This is a genomic window from Arthrobacter sp. PAMC 25486, assembly GCF_000785535.1.
Taxonomy (GTDB): Bacteria; Actinomycetota; Actinomycetes; order Actinomycetales; family Micrococcaceae; genus Specibacter.
On record NZ_CP007595.1, the window covers coordinates 3,264,176 to 3,281,981 of the forward strand.

Genomic DNA, 17,806 nt, shown 5'->3' on the forward strand with positions numbered 1-17,806 from the left:
CCATGAATCCCTCACCAGCCCACAAGGTGACCATCACTGATCTGGCCCGCCGGCTGGGCATGTCGAAAGCCTCGGTTTCCTACGCTCTCAACGGCCAACCCGGCGTCAGTGACTCCACCCGTGCCCGCGTCCTGGCCCTGGCCGGGGAGCTTGGCTGGTACCCCAGTTCCAGTGCCCGTGCGCTCTCGCAATCCCGCAGTGAAGCTGTGGGCATTGTGCTCTACCGGGACCCCGAGCAAATCGGAACCGAACCGTTTTACATGAGCATCCTGGCCGGCATTGAAGCCGTTCTGGGCGCCCATGACATGAGCTTGATGCTGCGCATGGTGGATCCCCGCACGGTCCCCGACAAGAGCACCCGCGACCTTGGGGTCTATGAGCGCTGGGCGGGGGAGCGGCGCGTGGACGGCGTCATCCTCTTTGACCACGTCCGTGACGATCCTCGGCCGGCGCTGCTTGACCGCTTTAGGATGCCTTACGTGCGCCTGGGTGCGGGGAAGGATGTGCAACCCTCGCCCCGCAACTCCAACGTCACGGTGTCCCAGTCCGTGGATGCCGCCACCGTGGTGGAAGCGCTGCATGCACGCGGGCACAGGCACATCGCCTTTGTCTCCGGGCCCGTGGAGCTGTTGCACGAGGAGCGGAAAACCGCAGGCATCATTGCCCATGCCGCCCGTCTGGGTATGACGGTGGCGCTGAGTCCTTCGGACTATTCCGCGGACGACGGCGGATTGGCCACCATCGCCGTCATGGCCGGCTTGGTTCCGGGGTCGCCTGAGTTCCCCACCGCGATCATCTACGGCAACGACCTGATGGCGGTGGGCGGCCTGCAGGCCCTCAAACGGTTGCACCTCAGTGTTCCGGGCCAGGTTTCGCTGGTCAGTTGGGACGACTCAATACTGTGTCGGCTCAGCTCGCCGGGCATCGCCGCCATGGGCCGCAATATTGCCGACATGGGCCGGAACTCCGCCATGTTGCTGTTGGAAATGATCGCAGGCCACGAGCCACGCAATATTGCAGCCCGCCCCGGTGTGTTGCAACTGCGCGAGAGCCTGGGCAGCAACTCCTTTTAGTGGCTGGCTAGCCGGTGCCAGTAGGAAGTTCCCCCTTGGCTTCATAACGAGTTGATAACATCGGCCGACTGCTGAACCGGTTCAGTTAGCCTGGTTACATGATGTTACTCGACTCGAGACCCTTGAGATTCCGGCATTTTTTCGCATAAAATCCCGGCGCTGGTGCACATTTTTGAGATCCCGCGGCATCATTTTTTGGGTTGCGAATCCATGACGATTGAAATGTAACCCCACTTTTGATTGACGTTCGACATAAGTTGTTCTAGGTTTGGTTTCACGTCGAGCGTTGAGTTTTTTCGGCGCTTCAACACCTCAGGTTCTTACGGAAATTCTCCACAGACAAGGAAGTCACCGAAGTGAAATTACGTACTTTTGCCGCAGCAGCGGCTATCGCTGCTCTCGCCATCACAGCCACCGGCTGTAGCGGAGGTGCCGGCAACGAATCCACCGACGCAGGTGGCAAGACCCTGACCTACTGGGCCAGCAACCAGGGCACCAGCTTGGACAATGACAAGGAAGTGCTCACCCCCGAACTGAAGAAGTTTGAGGAAGAAACAGGCATCAAGGTGAACCTTGAAGTCATCGGCTGGAACGACCTCCAGACCCGCATCCAAACGGCTGTCACATCCGGGCAGGCGCCCGATGTTCTGAACATTGGCAACACCTGGGCCGCCTCATTGCAGTCCACCGGCGCCTTCATGCCGTTCGACTCCGCCGCCTTTGACGCAATCGGCGGCAAGGACAAGTTCGTCAAGACCGCGATGGACACCGGCGGCGTTCCTGGAGAAGACCCGACCTCCGTCCCGCTGTACGGCCTGGCCTACGGTCTGTACTACAACAAAGCCATGTTCAAGGATGCTGGTATAACGCCTCCCACAACCTGGGAAGAAATGGTGACAGCAGCCAAGAAGCTGACCACCGGAGATGTGCACGGCTTCTCACTGGCGGCCGGCAGCTACACGGAAAACTCCCACTTTGCCTTCATCAACGCGGCCCAGAATGACTCTGAATTCTTCGACGCTGACGGCAAGCCCACATTCACCTCTGACGGCGTCGTGGACGGCATTGCACGCTACCTGGACCTCATGCAGAGCGACAAGGTGGTCAACCCGTCCGATGCCCAGTATGACAATGCAACCAAGGCCATCAATGACTTTGCCAACGGCAAGGCAGCAATGGTCCTGAGCCAGAACAACGCCAACAGTTCCATCGCATCACAGGGCATGGCCGAGGACGCCTTCGGAGTGGTGGCATACCCCGCACCGGCTGGCGGCACCGACGTGGCCACCATGGTGGCTGGCATCAACATGTCCATCTTCAAGAACACGAAGAACAAGGACGCCGCCTTGGAGTTCGTGAAGTTCATGACCAGTGAAGCCACCCAGGCGACTCTCGACAAGCCCTTCGCAGCGTTGCCGGTCCTGGCGGGTGTCACACCGAGCTTCACTGACGACGCCGAACTGGCCAAGACGTTCTCCGACATCTACGAGAACAAGTCCAAGCCCCTTCCCCTGGTTCCCGCCGAGGACCAGTTTGAAAGCACCGTTGGCAAGGCCATGAACCAGATGTTCGCCACGGTCGCCTCCGGCGGCACAGTCAGCAAGGCTGACATCAAGGCCGCCCTGACCACGGCACAGCAGGCGGTTGAAGCAGCAGGCTGATCCCTACCTGCTCCCCGATAATGGCTCGCGGGCGAGCCATTATCGGGGCCACTCGCAGGCAGGGGCCCACCCAGCCCCTGGGGCCCACCCATCTGCCATACCCATAAATTGCTGTTCCCGAACGAAAGGTGAGTGTCTGCAGTGTCTGCTTCCACCGCCGTAAAGAATTCCGGCCCCACCGCCGGGGCGTCCGGAAGGAAACCCCGCAAGCCCCGCCGTGCTGGTTGGTGGCTGCCTTACGCGCTGCTCGCCCCCGCCGTCATTTTTGAACTTGTCATCCACGTCATCCCGATGGTGACCGGCATCTGGATGAGTTTCCTCAAGCTCACCAAGATGTTCATCTCCAACTGGGGCAACGCACCCTTTGTGGGCCTGAAAAACTATCAGGTAGCACTGGACTTCGACTCCGCCGTCGGGCTGGGCCTGCTGAAGTCTTTCGGCATCACCGTGGCATTCACCATCCTCGTGGTGGGCTTCTCCTGGGGGCTGGGCATGGCCGCAGCCGTTGCCCTGCAAAAGACATTCAAGGGACGCGCCATCTTCCGGACCTTGTTCCTGATCCCCTACGCCCTGCCCATGTATGCCGGTGTCATTGCCTGGAAATTTATGCTGCAGAAGGACAACGGCGCACTGAACCACCTGATTTTCGACAACCTGGGCCTGCCCGGTGACAAGCCGTTCTGGCTCATTGGCGACAACGCATTCTTCGCCGTCGTCATCGTCGCCATCTGGCGGCTCTGGCCCTTCGCCTTCCTCATGCTGATGGCCGGACTGCAATCCGTGCCGACAGACGTCTACGAGGCATCGGCCGTTGACGGCGCCAAACCCCTGCGCCAGTGGTGGGCCATCACGCTGCCCATGCTGCGCCCCGTCAACATGGTGCTGGTCCTGGTCATGTTCCTGTGGACCTTCAACGACTTCAACACCCCCTTCGTATTGTTTGGCGGCTCGCAGCCGCCAGCTGGAGACCTGATCTCCTTCCATATCTACAACGCCTCATTCCTGACCTGGAACTTTGGCTCCGGTGCTGCCATGTCGGTGCTGCTCCTGCTGTTCCTACTGGTTGTCAGCGGAATCTACCTTCTCTTCATGAACCGGAGGAAAGACAATGCATGACACAACCGGCACCAAGGTTTTTAGAGTCGTCACGATTGTGCTGCTGAGTATCTTCACCATCATCCCCATCTACGTCATGGTCATCTCGGGGCTGAAACCCCTCAAGGATGTCCAGGGCGCGTTCTCTTGGTGGCCCACCACCTTGACGGTCCAGCCGTACATCGACATGTGGAAGACGGTCCCGTTGGCCGACTACTTCGTGAACTCGGTGATCGTCTCCACCGTGGCCACTGTGCTTTCGCTGATCATCGCCATCTTTGCCTCATACGCGATCTCCCGGTATTCGTTCCGCGGCCGCACAGTGTTCTCAACGACTGTGCTGTCCACACAGATGCTCCCGGGCGTGCTGTTTCTGCTGCCGTTGTTCCTGATCTTCGTGAACATCAACACGAACTTCGGCCTCCAGTTGGTGGGCACCCGCACGGGCCTGATCATCACGTACCTGACGTTCTCGCTGCCGTTCTCCATCTGGATGCTCGCCGGCTACTTTGACGGCATCCCGCGAGAACTCGACGAGGCGGCCAAGGTGGATGGCTGCGGCCCCATGCGTGCCCTCCTCAAAGTCATCCTGCCCACAGCGCGACCGGGGCTGGTCGCCGTCGCAATTTACAGCTTCATGACCAGTTGGGGTGAGGTCCTGTTTGCTTCGGTCATGACCACCGATGCCAACCGCACCCTCGCCGTCGGACTCCAGCTGTATTCGACGCAGACCAACGTGTATTGGAACCAGATTATGGCCGCCTCGGTGGTGGTCAGCATTCCCATTGTGATCGGCTTCCTGCTGCTGCAGAAGAACTTCGTGGCAGGCCTGACCGCCGGCGCCGTGAAGTAACAATTCATTAAGTACGACGGCGGCACCTGGGTGAGGTCCTTTTCTCGCCTGGGTGCCGCCGTCGTTCCTTTTGCCGAGCCTGGCCCACATTGCGCCCTTTTGATGATGTGCGAACAAAAGTTCGGGTTCATTTACGCTGTGTGATGAGGATGGGCAGAAATCCCTTGAAGAACCGGCTGAGCCGAATAGCGACTTTTGATTGACTCTAAATTTAAGTTCCACTAAGTTGGTGAAGTGTGCGCTGGGTCTCCCGTGCATGCCGCTTTTGGCAGTGCCATAAATACCCGAAAATCAGGAAAAGGTGTCCTTAGTGAGCGATGAGATTATGCCCGCAACACTCAAAGTCGGTGTTGTAGGAGTCGGTTGGGCCGGACAGCAGCATGTGAAGGCCTTCAGCGCCATCGACGGCGTTGACATTGTGGCCGTGGCCGGCATGGAAACCGATCTGCTGGCATCCATCCAGGCTGAACACAACATCCCGCACGGCTTTGCCCGTTGGGAAGACCTGATGGAGCTGGAGGGCCTGGACGCCGTCAGCGTCGCCGTCCCCACCTTCCTGCATGCCCCCATTACGGTGGCCGCCCTGGAACGCGGGCTGCACGTGCTGAGTGAAAAGCCGCTCGCCCGCAACGGGGAAGAAGGCGCCGCCATGGTGGCCGCCGCCCGCAAGGCCGGCCGTGTTTTGGATGTGGTGTTCAACCACCGCCGCCGCGGCGACGTCAAGAAGCTGAAAAGCATCATCGATGACGGTGCTCTGGGTCGCCCTTACTACGCAAAGGCCTCCTGGTTGCGCCGGCGCGGCATTCCCACGCTCGGCAGCTGGTTCACCAACCCCGAGCTGGCCGGCGGCGGACCCCTTGCCGACATCGGCGTGCACGTCCTGGACTATGCGCTGCACCTGCTCGGCGAGCCGAAGGTCATCTCCGTCTCCGCATCCACCTACTCGGAACTGGGCAGCCAAGGCCGCGGCGGCGACACGAACTACATTGCAGCATCCTCCAACCACAAGTTTGAGGTGGAGGACTTTGCCTCGGCCTTCATCCGTTTGGAAGGCGGGGTGACCCTGATGGTGGAGGCCGGCTGGGCCAGCTACCGGGACCCCGCCGACCTCATGGACTTCCGCGTCTACGGCACCGACGGCGGCGCGGAACTGCGTGCGGCCCAGTCTCAGGAGGTCTCCGATTCCGGCCTGCGCATCTTCACCGATGACGGCGACGTCAACGCCGACTACACGGCCGAGCCGCTGGACGACGGCAACCACCCGGCCGTGGTGGAAGAGTTCGTCGCAGCAATCCGTGCCGGCGAAGGGGAATGGGGCAACCACGACGGCTCCATCGCCCTGAACCGTGCCCGTGTCATTGATGCTTGCTACACATCAGCCCGTGAACAACGCGAAGTGAGGCTCTAACGTGACCGAAAAACTGAACATCCTGGTGTGGAACGAAGGTGTCCACGAGCTCAACAACGAACCGGCCACCATCGGGGAGATGTACCCGAACGGCATGCACGGCACCATTGCCGACGGACTGCGGCCTTTCCACCCTGACGCCACCATCACGACCGCCACCCTGGCAGATCCTGAACATGGGCTGAGCGAGGAAACCCTGGCCAACACCGATGTCCTGCTGTGGTGGGGCCACATGGCCCACGACGCCGTGTCGGATGAAGTGGTTGAGCGGGTGCAGCGCCACGTCCTGGGCGGCATGGGGCTGATTGCCCTCCACTCGGCACACTTTGCCAAGATCTTCACCAGGCTGCTGGGCACTACATGCTCGCTGAAGTGGCGCAATGAAGGGGAGCGTGAACTCGTGTGGACGGTCAAGCCCTCGCACCCAATAGCTGCGGGCGTGGAAAGTCCGATAGTCATCCCGGAGCAGGAAATGTACGGCGAACTGTTCGACATCCCTGAACCCGATGACCTGATCTTCATCAGCTCCTTCACCGGCGGTGAGGTTTTCCGTTCCGGGGTGACGTTCTCACGCGGCAAGGGCCGGATCTTCTACTTCAGCCCCGGCGACCAGGAATATCCGGTCTACCACCACCCGCAAGTTCAGCGCGTCATCTCCAACGGGGTTGGCTGGGTGGCCCAGCCGCAGCAGCACCGCCGGCAGCCGGAAGTGAGCAACCCGGCCCGGGAATCCTTCCTCGCCTGACAGGTGCCTCCGGCTGGCCCCTCCGACTTTCACCCGTTGGACGGGCCCGGCCGGCGGTAGCTGTCACCGGCCGGACACGCCCAGCCGGTCCAAACCTCACCGATTGGAACGCCCATGCCACGCGAACTCCGCCCAGGCCAACGCGCTCAGCTGTTCATCATTGACGTGCGCACAGCCAAGGCGAGCGGGCGCTTTGCCTCCGACACCATGCTTTTTGAGGCACCGAACTGGAGCCCCGACGGCAAGAGTCTCATCATCAACGGAGACGGCAGGTTGTTCCGACTCCCTGTTGATGGAGCTGATGCCGGTGGCGTTCTGGAAGAGATCGACCTCGGGGGCATCGCCGAGATCAACAATGATCACGTCATCAGCCCCGACGGCGGCACGGCCTACGTCTCCAGCGAAGACAGTCACATCTACGCGGTGGACCTTGCCGGATCAGGCGGTGCGTTGGCAGGCACGGCCCCGCGCCGGGTGACGAATGACAACGGCCCCAACTTCAAGCATTACCTCCACGGCGTGTCCCCGGACGGGGCAACGCTCGCGTACATTGGGCTCGATGCAGCCGGCGCCCAGGTGCGCACCAACGTCTACACAGTCCCATCAATGGGCGGCCCTGACCGGCAACTCACGAATGACAACTTCCCCGACGACGGCGCTGAGTTCTCACCCGACGGGCAGTGGATTTACTTCAACTCGGAGCGCGGCTCCATTGCCCCCGGCCACGCCCAGCTGTTCCGCATGCCGGCCACAGCCAACCGCACCGGCAACACAACGGACGGCGAACCCGGGCAGCTGACCTTTGACGATCGCGTGAACTGGTTCCCGCATCCCTCGCCCGACGGCACGCAGATCGCCTACGTCAGTTTCCCGCCAGGAACGGTGGGGCACCCAGCGGATGTGCCCGTCGTCGTGCGTCTGTTGGAAAAGGACGGCACCATCCGGGACCTCGCCCACGTATTTGGCGGGCAGGGCACCATGAATGTGCCGAGCTGGTCCCCGGACGGTACACGCATCGCGATGGTCGCCTACCCGCTGCCTGAATGAGACCCGCCGGCTACGGCAACGTCCCCAGCGTGATGGTCGTCGAGGACGTCTTGCCGTCCCGATAATATGTGACCTTGACGGTGTCGCCAGCCTTCCGTGCGAGGGTTACTTCCTGCAGCACGGCCATGCTGGTGGCCGGCTGCTTGTCCAGCAGCGTCACAATGTCACTGGGCTGCAGGCCTGCCTCGGCGGCGGGGCCGCCGGGGAGCACAGCCTGCAGGTACAGGCCGTTGGGAACGCCGAAAGCCTCGGCGGCCTGCGGTGGCACTGGCACGGCATTTACCCCGAAGAACGGGTACGCCACGGTGCCGGTTTCAATGAGCTGGTCGGTGATACGGGCGGCGAGGTCGATGGGGACGGCGAAGCCGATGCCGACACTTCCACTGGCGACCTGGAGGTCGTTGGGGATGGTGGCGATGGCCGTGTTGATGCCGATCAATTTGCCGGAGCAGTCAACGAGCGCACCGCCGGAGTTGCCGGGATTGATGGAGGCGTCGGTCTGGATGGCGCCCACCAGTATGGCCGTGGAATCATCGTCGCTGGGAACCGGAACGTTGCGGCCCAGCGCGCTGACAATGCCTGCTGTCACGGTGCTTGACAGTCCCAGGGGTGCGCCGAGTGCTACAACCGGTTGGCCCACACGGACGTCGGCGGACTTGCCCAGGGCGACGGTTGGCAGCGGTTTGTCCGCGCTCATTTTCAGGACTGCCAGGTCCGACTTTGGGTCGCGCCCCACCAGCTCCACCTCGGAGGAATTACCATCGCTGAACAGCACATCAATGGTGCCGCCGTCAGCGGCCGCAGCAATCACATGATTGTTGGTCATGATGTAACCCTCCGAGCGCACAATCACGCCACTTCCGACGCCGCTCGCCTCACCATTGCGGATGGAGACGGTGACGACGCCGGGCAGCACGCCTCGGGCCACATCGGTGGCATTGCAGCTGCCGGACAATGCTGCGGCCGTGGTTGCCGGGCGGGTGAGCAGGCTGCCGATCCAGCCGCCGGCCAACCCGGCAACAAGTGCCAGGGCCACCGCCGCGGCAATGACCGTGGACAGCGGAAGACGCTGGAACCAGGTGGGGCTTTGCGGTGCGTTCATGGGATGCTCCGTTCAAGGACAGCCGCCAAGGTGATGGAAATCCTCATGCTACGGCACACTTGGGCTTCTCGGCCCGCCATGACGTCGGGCCAACAATGCCGGAGGTGCAGTGGGCCGGAGATGCCAAGGGCCGTCCTGTTTGAACAGGACGGCCCGAATGTATCGCGGCGAACTTAGATGGCGCAGCCGTCCGGGCCGCACACCTCAGCGTCCGATTCATCAGAAGAAGCCGCACCCACCATGGTCAGCGGGTTGGCTTCCTGCCATGCCTGCTCGAGCGCCTGGCTGAACACGTCAGCGGGCTGGGCGCCGGAGATGCCGTACTTCCTGTCGATGACGAAGAACGGCACACCGGTGACGCCAATGGCGCGGGCCTCGGCAAAGTCGTGGCGGACCTCGTCGGCGTACTTGTCGGTGTCCAGCGCCTCGTTGATCTCGGCCGCGGACAGTCCGGCCTCGGTGCCAAGCTGCACGAGCGCGTCGCGGGAGCCAATGTCCAAGCCGTGCTCAAAGTGGCCCGAGAGCAGGGCTTCCTTCACGGCGCCGCCCTTCCCATGGGCGGCGGCCAGATGCAGCAGCTGGTGGGCGTTGAAGCTGTTGGCCACCACCACATTCTCGAACTTGTAGTTCAGGCCCTCCGCCGCAGCCTGCTCGGTGACGTGCGTGAACATGCCGGCAACCTGTGCCGGGTCCATGCCCTTGCGCTCGCTCAAATAGCTCAGCTCGGTGCCGTCATAATGCTCCGGAATGGTGGGGTCCAGCTGGTAACTGCGCCACTGCACCTCCACGGCATCCTTGTGCGCGAACCCGTTCAGGGCGGTCTCAAAACGGCGCTTGCCAATGTAGCACCAGGGGCAGGCCACGTCGGACCAGATTTCAATCTTCATACCTGCGCCAACGGGGAAGTCGCGGCGATTATTCCGGCCCGGCCCGCCGGTTTGGCGCACAAAGCACGACGGCGGTTGGCGCCGTTTCGTGGGAAAGGGCGCCAACCGCCGTCGTACTTCTTGAGATTTAAGGTTGCCTTACCGGGACCCGGATCTCGGGCCTGCAGTGGCGTCGCATCCGGTGCGGCAACCAAACTTATGCTGCTGCGAGCTGCCGTTCGGTCTGCTCGGCGTGCAGGTAGTTCGCGTAGGCGGAGGTGGTCAGGAAGGCGGGGAACTCCTCGCCCATGGCCACGTCGGTGAAGATTTCCAGGGCTTCCTCGAAACGGTCGCCCTCGAAGCGGGGGAGGCGGGCGAATTCCTCCTCGAGCATCTCCGTGACCCAGTCGTAGGTGATGAGTTCGCCCGTGTCGGTGATGGCCTGGCTGTGGATCCACTGCCAGATCTGCGAGCGGGAGATTTCCGCGGTGGCGGCGTCCTCCATGAGGTTGTTCAGGGCGACGGCGCCGTGGCCGCGCAGCCAGGATTCGATGTACTGGATGCCGACCCAGATGTTGTCGCGGATGCCCTGTTCGGTGATGTTGCCCTGGGTGCCGGCGACGTTCAGGAGTGCGCGGTCATCCAGCTCAACCTCTTCGCGGGTGCGGCTGATCTGGTTCGGGTTCCAGCCCAGGATCTCATCGAAAACCTCCATGGCCACAGGAACCAGGTCCGGGTGGGCCACCCAGGAGCCGTCAAAGCCGTCGTTGGCCTCGCGGGTCTTGTCGGCGCGGACCTTGGCCATCGCATTGGCGTTGGCTTCCGGGTCGCGGCGGTTGGGCACGAAGGCTGCCATGCCGCCGATCGCCATGGCGCCGCGGGTGTGGCAGGCACGGACCAGCTGTTCGGTGTAGGCGCGCATAAACGGGGCCGTCATCGTGATCTGGTTGCGGTCCGGGAGCACGAAGCGCGGGCCGCGGGTGCGGAAGTTCTTGATGACGGAGAACAGGTAGTCCCAGCGGCCTGCATTCAGGCCGGCGGCGTGGTCGCGCAGCTCGTAGAGGATTTCCTCCATCTCAAAGGCGGCCGTGATGGTCTCGATCAAAACCGTGGCACGGATGGTGCCCTGCGGGATGCCGAGCAGGTCCTGGGCCTGGATGAAGATGTCATTCCAGAGCCGGGCCTCCTGGTGGTTTTCAATCTTCGGCAGGTAAAAGTACGGTCCCTTGCCCTGGGCGATCAGCCGGCGGGCGTTGTGGAAAAAGTACAGTCCAAAGTCAACAACTCCACCGGCCATGGGCTTGCCGTTGATCAGCAGGTGCTTCTCCGGCAGGTGCCAGCCGCGGGGGCGGACCACGATGGTGGGCAGCTCCTCCGCCGGGGCCAGCTTGTACTCCTTGCCTTCGGGGCTGGTGAAGTCGATGCGGCGTTCCAATGCGTCGATCAAGTTCAGCTGGCCGCGGATGACATTGCCCCAGGTGGGTGTGGAGGAGTCTTCCATGTCGGCCAGCCACACCTTGGCGCCGGAGTTCAGGGCGTTGATGGTCATCTTCTTATCCACCGGACCGGTGATTTCCACGCGGCGGTCCTCGAGGCCGGGGGCCGGGGGAGCGACGCGCCAGTTCGGGTCCTCTCGGATGGTGGAGGTTTCGCGCAGGTAGCGGGGGTCGGAGCCGCTGAGGATCTGCGAGCGGCGGGTGCGGCGGGCTTCGAGCAGTTCCGCACGGCGCGCCGTTGTGGTGCGGTTCAGGGCTGCGATGAAGTCCAAGGCCTCGGGGGTCAGGATTTCGTCCTGGCGGTGGATGGGCGGTGCGGTCAGGGTGATGCCGTTGAACGTGATTCCGTTCAGGCTGTTCGTTGAGTTCATGGGATTTCTCCAAGTCTGGATTCATCGATTACGCAGTTGTTGGACGAAAAACCGTGGTTTCTGGTCAAATCGGTCCAACAACTGCGTACTCGATGTGAAGGGTGGGGGCTAGTGGAACTGCTGGGCTTCTGTGGAGCCGGCCAGTGCGAGGGTGCCGCTGTTTGGGTTCAGGGCGGTCGCCACCAGGTCGAAGTAGCCGGTGCCTACTTCGCGCTGGTGCTTGGTTGCGGTGTAGCCGCGGGATTCGGAGTCGAATTCACGCTCCTGCAGTTCGACGTAGGAACTCATGCCGTTGCGGGCGTAGCCATGGGCAAGATCAAACATCGAGTAGTTCAGGGAGTGGAAACCAGCCAGGGTGATGAACTGGAAGGTGTATCCCATGGCGCCAAGCTCTCGTTGGAACTTGGCGATCGTTGCGTCGTCCAGGTGCTTTTTCCAGTTGAACGACGGTGAGCAGTTGTAGGCGAGCATCTGGTCGGGGAACTCGGACTTGACGCCTTCGGCAAACTTTTTAGCGTGCTCCAGGTCAGGTGTTCCGGTCTCCATCCAGATGAGGTCTGAGTGGGGTGCATAGGCGCGGGCCCTGGCAATGGAAGGCTCCAACCCGTTCTTGACGTGATAGAAACCTTCGGCCGTGCGCTCGCCGGTGAGGAACGGCTGATCGCGCTCATCCACATCCGAGGTGATCAGGGTGGCTGCCTCGGCGTCGGTGCGGGCAATGATCACCGAGGGGACGCCGGCGACGTCGGCCGCGAGCCTTGCCGCGTTCAACGTACGGACATGCTGGGCCGTGGGGATCAAGACCTTGCCGCCCAGGTGCCCGCACTTCTTCTCGCTGGCAAGCTGATCTTCCCAGTGCACACCGGCTGCGCCGGAGGTGATCATGGACTTCATGAGCTCGTAGGCGTTGAGCGGGCCGCCAAAGCCTGCCTCGGCGTCGGCCACGATCGGGACCAGCCAGTCCTCAACGGTTTGCAGGCCTTCGGAGAATTCAATCTGGTCCGAGCGCAGGAGGGCGTTGTTGATGCGGCGGACCACCTTGGGGACCGAGTCAACGGGGTAGAGCGACTGGTCCGGGTAGGTGTTGCCATTGGAGTTGGCGTCCGCGGCAACCTGCCAGCCGGAGAGGTAGATGGCTTTCAAGCCGGCCTTGACCTGCTGGACAGCTTGGTTGCCGGTGAGTGCGCCCAGTGCGTTGGTGTAGCCGCCCGGTGCCGCACTGGTCAGCTGGTTCCAGAGCTTTTCGGAGCCGCGGCGGGCCAGGGTGTGTTCCTCATTGACCCGGCCCCGGAGCTGAATGACGTCTGCTGCACTGAAGGAACGTTCCACACCTTCCCAGCGGGGGTTGGCAGCCCACTCGAGTTCGAGGGCGGCAACGGCTTCGGTGCGAATCTGTTCCGGCGTCTTTGCGGGCTCAAATGCTGCAGTCATGATGGTTGCTCCTTGTGGTTTCGATCTTGCCGGTTCGACGGTGAAGCGGAAAGGATCTTGCGTTCCTTCTTAGTGATTTCTACTATTCCGAGCTTTTCAAGGGGTTGCTAGGGGTAAGTGGTGGAAAGATTGGCACTTCTTCACGTATCCTCAAGAAATGACTAATGTGGGCTGGAACACAGGCGATGTGGCTGCGAAGCATGGCAAGGAAGCCGCCGGGCAGGGAGAATTGGACATCATTTCCTTGGGGAGGCGGGTGCGGCACCTGCGCAAGAACTTGGGGCTGACGCTGGATGATCTCGGCGCCAAGGTGGGGTCGGCGCCGTCGCAACTGTCCTTGATTGAAAATGGCAAACGCGAGCCCAAACTGGGGCTGCTGCAGGCACTGTCCGGGGCACTCGGCGTCGGGCTTGACGAGCTGCTGGGAAATGAGCCTCCCAGCAGGCGGGCCGCGCTGGAAATCGAGCTGGAAAGGGCACAACGGGGGCCGTTGTACCAGTCGCTGGGGCTGCCCACTGTCCGCGTCAGTTCGCGGCTTTCTACGGAAGTGCTCGAGTCTCTGGTGGGGTTGCAGCATGAGCTGGAGCGGCGGCTGGATGAGCAGTCGGCGACGCCGGAGGAGGCACGCCGGGCCAACAATGAAATCCGCATGGAAATGCGCGAGCGCAACAACTATTACCCGGAGATTGAGAAGCAGGCGCAGGACCTCCTCAAGGCGGTGGGGCATGACCATGGGCCGCTGTCGCACCACGTGGCCGCGGACGTGGCCGAACACCTCGGTTTTGACCTGCATTATGTGGGGGATTTGCCGCATTCCACGCGGTCGGTGACGGATTTGAAGAATCGCCGAATTTATCTCACGCAGGGCCAGCGTTCCGACCATGACCCGCGTTCGGTGCTGTTGCAGGCGCTGGGGCATTACGTTTTGGGGCACCAGACTCCGCGCAACTATGGCGATTTCCTGCGCCAGCGCGTCTACACGAACTACTTTGCCGCGTCGCTGCTGATGCCGGAACGGGCCACGGTGGATTTCCTCAAGGCGGCCAAGTCGGCGAAGGAGCTGGCCATTGAGGACATCCGGGACGCCTTTGCCGTTTCCTATGAAACGGCTGCGCACCGGTTTACGAACCTTGCCACCGAGCATTTGGGCATCACCACCCACTTCCAGAAAGTGCACGAGTCCGGGATCATCCACAAGGCCTACGAGAACGACGGCGTGAACTTCCCGGCCGACCATACCGGCGCCATCGAGGGGCAGGCCGTGTGCCGGTTCTGGACTTCGCGCGCTGTGTTTGACGTGCCCGACAAGTTTCGCGCCTTCAACCAATACACGGACACGGCCGTGGGAACGTACTGGTGCACGGCCCGGACGGAACGGCACTCCTCGGGCGAGTACTCGCTGAGCATCGGTGTCCCCTATGCCCACGTGAAATGGTTCCGGGGCCGGGAAACCACGGAACGGTCGCAGTCGAGGTGCCCGGATCCGGACTGCTGCCGCCGCCCTCCCGCGGAGCTGTCAGCACAGTGGGCCGGCAATGCGTGGCCGTCAACCCGTGCCAACTCGCACCTGCTCGCCGCCATGCCGCAGGGAGCATTTCCTGGCGTTGATGAGACCGAGGTATACAAGTTCCTGGCGGCACACGAGGGGCGGTAGGGCGTCTGGCAAGCTCGATGTGCCGCATTGTCAGATGAGCCTAAGATTGGGGCTGGAGCCAAGTGTCCCGGGCAACTGCAATGGACTGCTGCGACCTGGGCGGCAGCTGTCGTTTGAGGTGGATGGCGTAGTCCGCCAAGGCTGCTGAAAGATCGTCGGCGTCAAACTCGTCAAACGCCGGAGCCAGGACATCGCGGGCATGGTGTGCGATGCGACCGAAGGATTTTCCGCTCAACTTTTCTGCTGCACATTCCCAGACCATCTGAACGGGACCATCTGCTGCTACCCACTGGGTAGGGACAGCTGTGATCCCGGAACTTCGAGGCCGGAAAAGGTCGCACAGTTCGACAACTGCCTCCAGCAGCACACCTTTTTGGGATGATTCCTGCCCCACAAGCTCTGCATTGACGGAGGCTACAAAGACTTTGGAAAGTGCCGTGTTCAGGCGCTGGATTTGTTCGGCAGCATGCCGTTGGAAAGTGACCATGAAGCCGGCCGTGGCAAGAATTATGGCTGAGACTATGGCAAATTGCGGTGCCTCGCCCGTGCTCCATGGAAGGACGGCCACCGCAACAAAGACACCGAGCACTGACACCGTGAGGTATCGCAGCAGGTGGATCGTCCCGAACAGCACGTGGGTTGATCGCAACGGTTTCCACGTCAGCAGGGTCGTGGCCGTCGGCACAAACGAAAAGGACATCATCATGGCACCCAAGGGCAGGGCCGCGGAGATTGCCGCGACGAATTTCAGCTCCGACATCTCCGTCCACTGAAGTGCAAAACCCCAGATGATGCAGAAGGTTGCCAATGCACAAACCCAGGGCGCGGCAATCAGCCAAGAACCAACGACCAGCGTTTTTCGTGCGGCCACCGATATGGATCGATACGTTGATGCGGAGAGATACCTCTCGAGGGGCCGTATCAGCAGCATCAAAAGAGCTGCCCAAAGAACGAAAAAATACACAGTTTGAGAAAATACCAACTCCGCTATGAGCAGACATGCGGCCACTAGGTTTGCGGCGATCAGTAGTGAGACGCCCATGCGCACACCCGTGGGTGCGCTCTTTAGCCCGGTTGAAGCCACACCGTGCTTCGCCCGGCCGGGAGGGCGCGTTGTTGCTATTGTCGCGGCAACCTCGGCCAGCAGCGGCAAATTTTCCGTCGATGGTTGTTTCTTCAAGATTCCCCTTCGGAAAGCAGTGAATTGGGTCGTGCCGCATCTTAGTGGTGACGATACAGACTGGCACTGACACGAAGCCGGCCGGTCAGCTCTCAAGAAAGAACCACCGTCCCCTGAAGCGGATCGGTGCGGACTCGCCGTGGGGCGGCGGTGCATGAGGAAACGTTCCCCGGTTCTTCGCCGGACGTTCACCCGAAAATATGTCCTGCGTCCCAATGGGGCGCATAGCGTGAAGGAGTCAGCAACAACAGGCCCGAACGCTAAGGAACTTCAATGACCACGCACCACATCCCAGTTGTCCTGACCGCTGCGGGCGCTGCCGGCAACAACGAAGACGTTGTCGGCGACAACATCTCCGTCGTCAACGAAATGTACCGCTCGCTCCTGCACGCGGAGGACATCGCCACCAACGCCCTGCGCAGCTACTTTGCCGATTTCTACCTGACGCAGGCGCTCGACGGCGGATTTGCCCAGTATGTTTTCATGACGCCCGATCGCGAAGAACTCGATGGCTACATCCGCGACGGGCTCGAAGCTATGGGCGCCACGGCCCACCTTGACCTGTTCAACCGCACCGCCGCTCTCTATGACCTGCTCACCGAAACGGAGCTGCAGGACTACCTGGAGGACGGCACTGCAGTAGGTGCCAACCGTGCGGACGGCGCCACCGCCATGGACATGTTGGACGCAGAGTTTGAGGACCTTTTCGAGGCAGAGGACGTCACGGGGCTCAATGCCGTCTGGCTGCGCAGCCAGCCCGGCCTGCTGATTCTGTCCGAGCCCGAATTGGCCGCGCACATTGCCGACCGTGTCGCCCAGATCCCCGACCTGGAGGAGCGCCAGGCCGAGGCCGACCGGGAGGACACCCCCGAATTTGAACTCATCATCCGCGAACTCTGCGATGTTTCCGGCCATGAGCTGGTGAAGATCACCATGGGAGACCCCAACCACGAGTACAACGGGGAAACGGTCCTGGCCTGGCACTTCATCACGGACAAGGGCGAATTCATCATGCTCGACGGCGATGAAGAGGCCGTCATGGTCGATTCCCAAACCCAGGAAATCATTGCAAGCGTCGAGTTCGAGCTGGACGAGGACTTCGCCGACGCCTGACCTGACGCAGGCCCGGACTGCGGCATGGTTGCGGCGAATCGGAAAGACGGTTCGCCGTGACTTTGCCGTAAAGTCGACGCATGGAAGATCTCAAATGGACAAAAACTGCGCCTGCCAAAACCGCGTGGCAGGAGATGCCCTTCGCCCCCGGCATCTACAAGTGTTACCTGACGGGCGGACTGCCCAAAAATGTGGAGTGGCCCGCTGAATTGAAGCCGCTGAAGCGTGGGGACCTGATCTATGTGGGACGGGCAACAAACCTGCGCAGCCGGGCCCGGCACCACGACACACAAACATCAAAGTCCACTTTTCGCCGTTCCCTGGCTGCCATTTTGGGGCTTCAGGCACAGTGGCACGGACGGTCCGCGCATCCAAGGCTGACCGAAACGGACGAGGAACTCCTCAGTGCCTGGATGGTGAGCAACCTTGGCACATCCTTTTGCGTGGTTCCTGATTTGGACAGCGTTGCCGGCCTCGAGGACGCACTGCGTGCCGAACTCCGCCCGCCCTTCAACCGCGATGGGCTGACACCCGAGCAGTTGTACGTCTCGACCGCTACCACGGAAGCGAACCGCAACGCGCTTCGCGACAAGGGCTGAGGCTCGAAATCGGGTGCGTGGAAACACGCGTCCGGGCCGTGGTCCCTTGACCGTTGCCGAAAACCACAGCATGCTGGCAGTGGTTACTGCCCGGTAATCGCGAGGCTCAACG

The 17,806-nt window shown here is 61.8% G+C and carries 15 protein-coding genes; 10 read left to right on the plus strand and 5 right to left on the minus strand.

Annotation, left to right across the window (positions count from 1 at the left end; genetic code table 11):
- Positions 1-2 precede the first annotated feature (2 nt).
- The 7 genes from art_RS14905 to art_RS14935 all read left to right on the plus strand — a co-directional run bounded on the left by art_RS14905 (position 3) and on the right by art_RS14935 (position 7,882).
- Positions 3-1,073, plus strand: coding sequence for a LacI family DNA-binding transcriptional regulator (locus art_RS14905; RefSeq protein ID WP_038470416.1), 1,071 nt, complete (start codon positions 3-5; stop codon positions 1,071-1,073).
- A gap of 356 nt (positions 1,074-1,429) precedes the next feature.
- Positions 1,430-2,734: an ABC transporter substrate-binding protein gene (locus tag art_RS14910; RefSeq protein WP_038466035.1), complete on the plus strand. Its 1,305-nt coding sequence runs from the start codon at positions 1,430-1,432 to the stop codon at positions 2,732-2,734.
- A 141-nt stretch (positions 2,735-2,875) separates the two neighbouring features.
- A complete protein-coding gene (locus art_RS14915; protein WP_038466037.1) occupies positions 2,876-3,850 on the plus strand; it encodes a carbohydrate ABC transporter permease in 975 nt (324 codons plus the stop codon).
- Complete coding sequence (locus art_RS14920; RefSeq protein WP_038466039.1) at positions 3,843-4,682, plus strand: carbohydrate ABC transporter permease; 840 nt, start codon at positions 3,843-3,845, stop codon at positions 4,680-4,682. Before art_RS14915 ends, art_RS14920 begins: the two co-directional genes overlap by 8 nt.
- A gap of 325 nt (positions 4,683-5,007) precedes the next feature.
- Positions 5,008-6,090, plus strand: a complete 1,083-nt coding sequence (locus art_RS14925; RefSeq protein WP_038466042.1) for a Gfo/Idh/MocA family protein — start codon at positions 5,008-5,010, stop codon at positions 6,088-6,090.
- 1 nt (position 6,091) lies between these two features.
- Positions 6,092-6,835, plus strand: a complete 744-nt coding sequence (locus tag art_RS14930; RefSeq protein ID WP_038466045.1) for a ThuA domain-containing protein — start codon at positions 6,092-6,094, stop codon at positions 6,833-6,835.
- A 114-nt stretch (positions 6,836-6,949) separates the two neighbouring features.
- The gene (locus art_RS14935) at positions 6,950-7,882 is read left to right on the plus strand and encodes a PD40 domain-containing protein (RefSeq protein ID WP_038466047.1); all 933 of its coding nucleotides are present in this window, start codon (positions 6,950-6,952) and stop codon (positions 7,880-7,882) included.
- Between the two features lie 10 nt (positions 7,883-7,892).
- Here art_RS14935 and art_RS14940 read toward each other — a convergent pair whose 3' ends face one another.
- The 4 genes from art_RS14940 to aceA form a co-directional block, all read right to left on the minus strand.
- The gene (locus art_RS14940) at positions 7,893-8,984 is read right to left on the minus strand and encodes a S1C family serine protease (RefSeq protein WP_052136606.1); all 1,092 of its coding nucleotides are present in this window, start codon (positions 8,982-8,984) and stop codon (positions 7,893-7,895) included.
- Positions 8,985-9,157: 173 nt separating this feature from the next.
- On the minus strand, positions 9,158-9,871 hold the full coding sequence (locus art_RS14945; protein ID WP_038466050.1) for a DsbA family oxidoreductase: 714 nt from the start codon (positions 9,869-9,871) through the stop codon (positions 9,158-9,160).
- A 196-nt stretch (positions 9,872-10,067) separates the two neighbouring features.
- Complete coding sequence (aceB, locus tag art_RS14950; RefSeq protein ID WP_038466053.1) at positions 10,068-11,717, minus strand: malate synthase A; 1,650 nt, start codon at positions 11,715-11,717, stop codon at positions 10,068-10,070.
- Positions 11,718-11,825: 108 nt separating this feature from the next.
- On the minus strand, positions 11,826-13,148 hold the full coding sequence (gene aceA, locus art_RS14955; protein ID WP_038466056.1) for an isocitrate lyase: 1,323 nt from the start codon (positions 13,146-13,148) through the stop codon (positions 11,826-11,828).
- 157 nt (positions 13,149-13,305) lie between these two features.
- Here aceA and art_RS14960 point away from each other — a divergent pair, with 157 nt between their 5' ends.
- Positions 13,306-14,802 carry a helix-turn-helix transcriptional regulator gene (locus art_RS14960; RefSeq protein WP_038466059.1) on the plus strand — a complete coding sequence of 499 codons (1,497 nt, stop codon included), beginning with the start codon at positions 13,306-13,308 and terminating at the stop codon, positions 14,800-14,802.
- 40 nt (positions 14,803-14,842) lie between these two features.
- Here art_RS14960 and art_RS14965 read toward each other — a convergent pair whose 3' ends face one another.
- A complete protein-coding gene (locus art_RS14965) occupies positions 14,843-15,850 on the minus strand; it encodes a hypothetical protein (protein WP_157875285.1) in 1,008 nt (335 codons plus the stop codon).
- Between the two features lie 405 nt (positions 15,851-16,255).
- On the opposite strand from art_RS14965, the gene art_RS14970 reads away from it, so the two are divergent.
- Both art_RS14970 and art_RS14975 read left to right on the plus strand, forming a co-directional pair.
- Positions 16,256-17,095, plus strand: coding sequence for a hypothetical protein (locus art_RS14970; RefSeq protein ID WP_038466064.1), 840 nt, complete (start codon positions 16,256-16,258; stop codon positions 17,093-17,095).
- Between the two features lie 80 nt (positions 17,096-17,175).
- Positions 17,176-17,694: a GIY-YIG nuclease family protein gene (locus art_RS14975; protein WP_038466066.1), complete on the plus strand. Its 519-nt coding sequence runs from the start codon at positions 17,176-17,178 to the stop codon at positions 17,692-17,694.
- Positions 17,695-17,806: the final 112 nt, after the last annotated feature.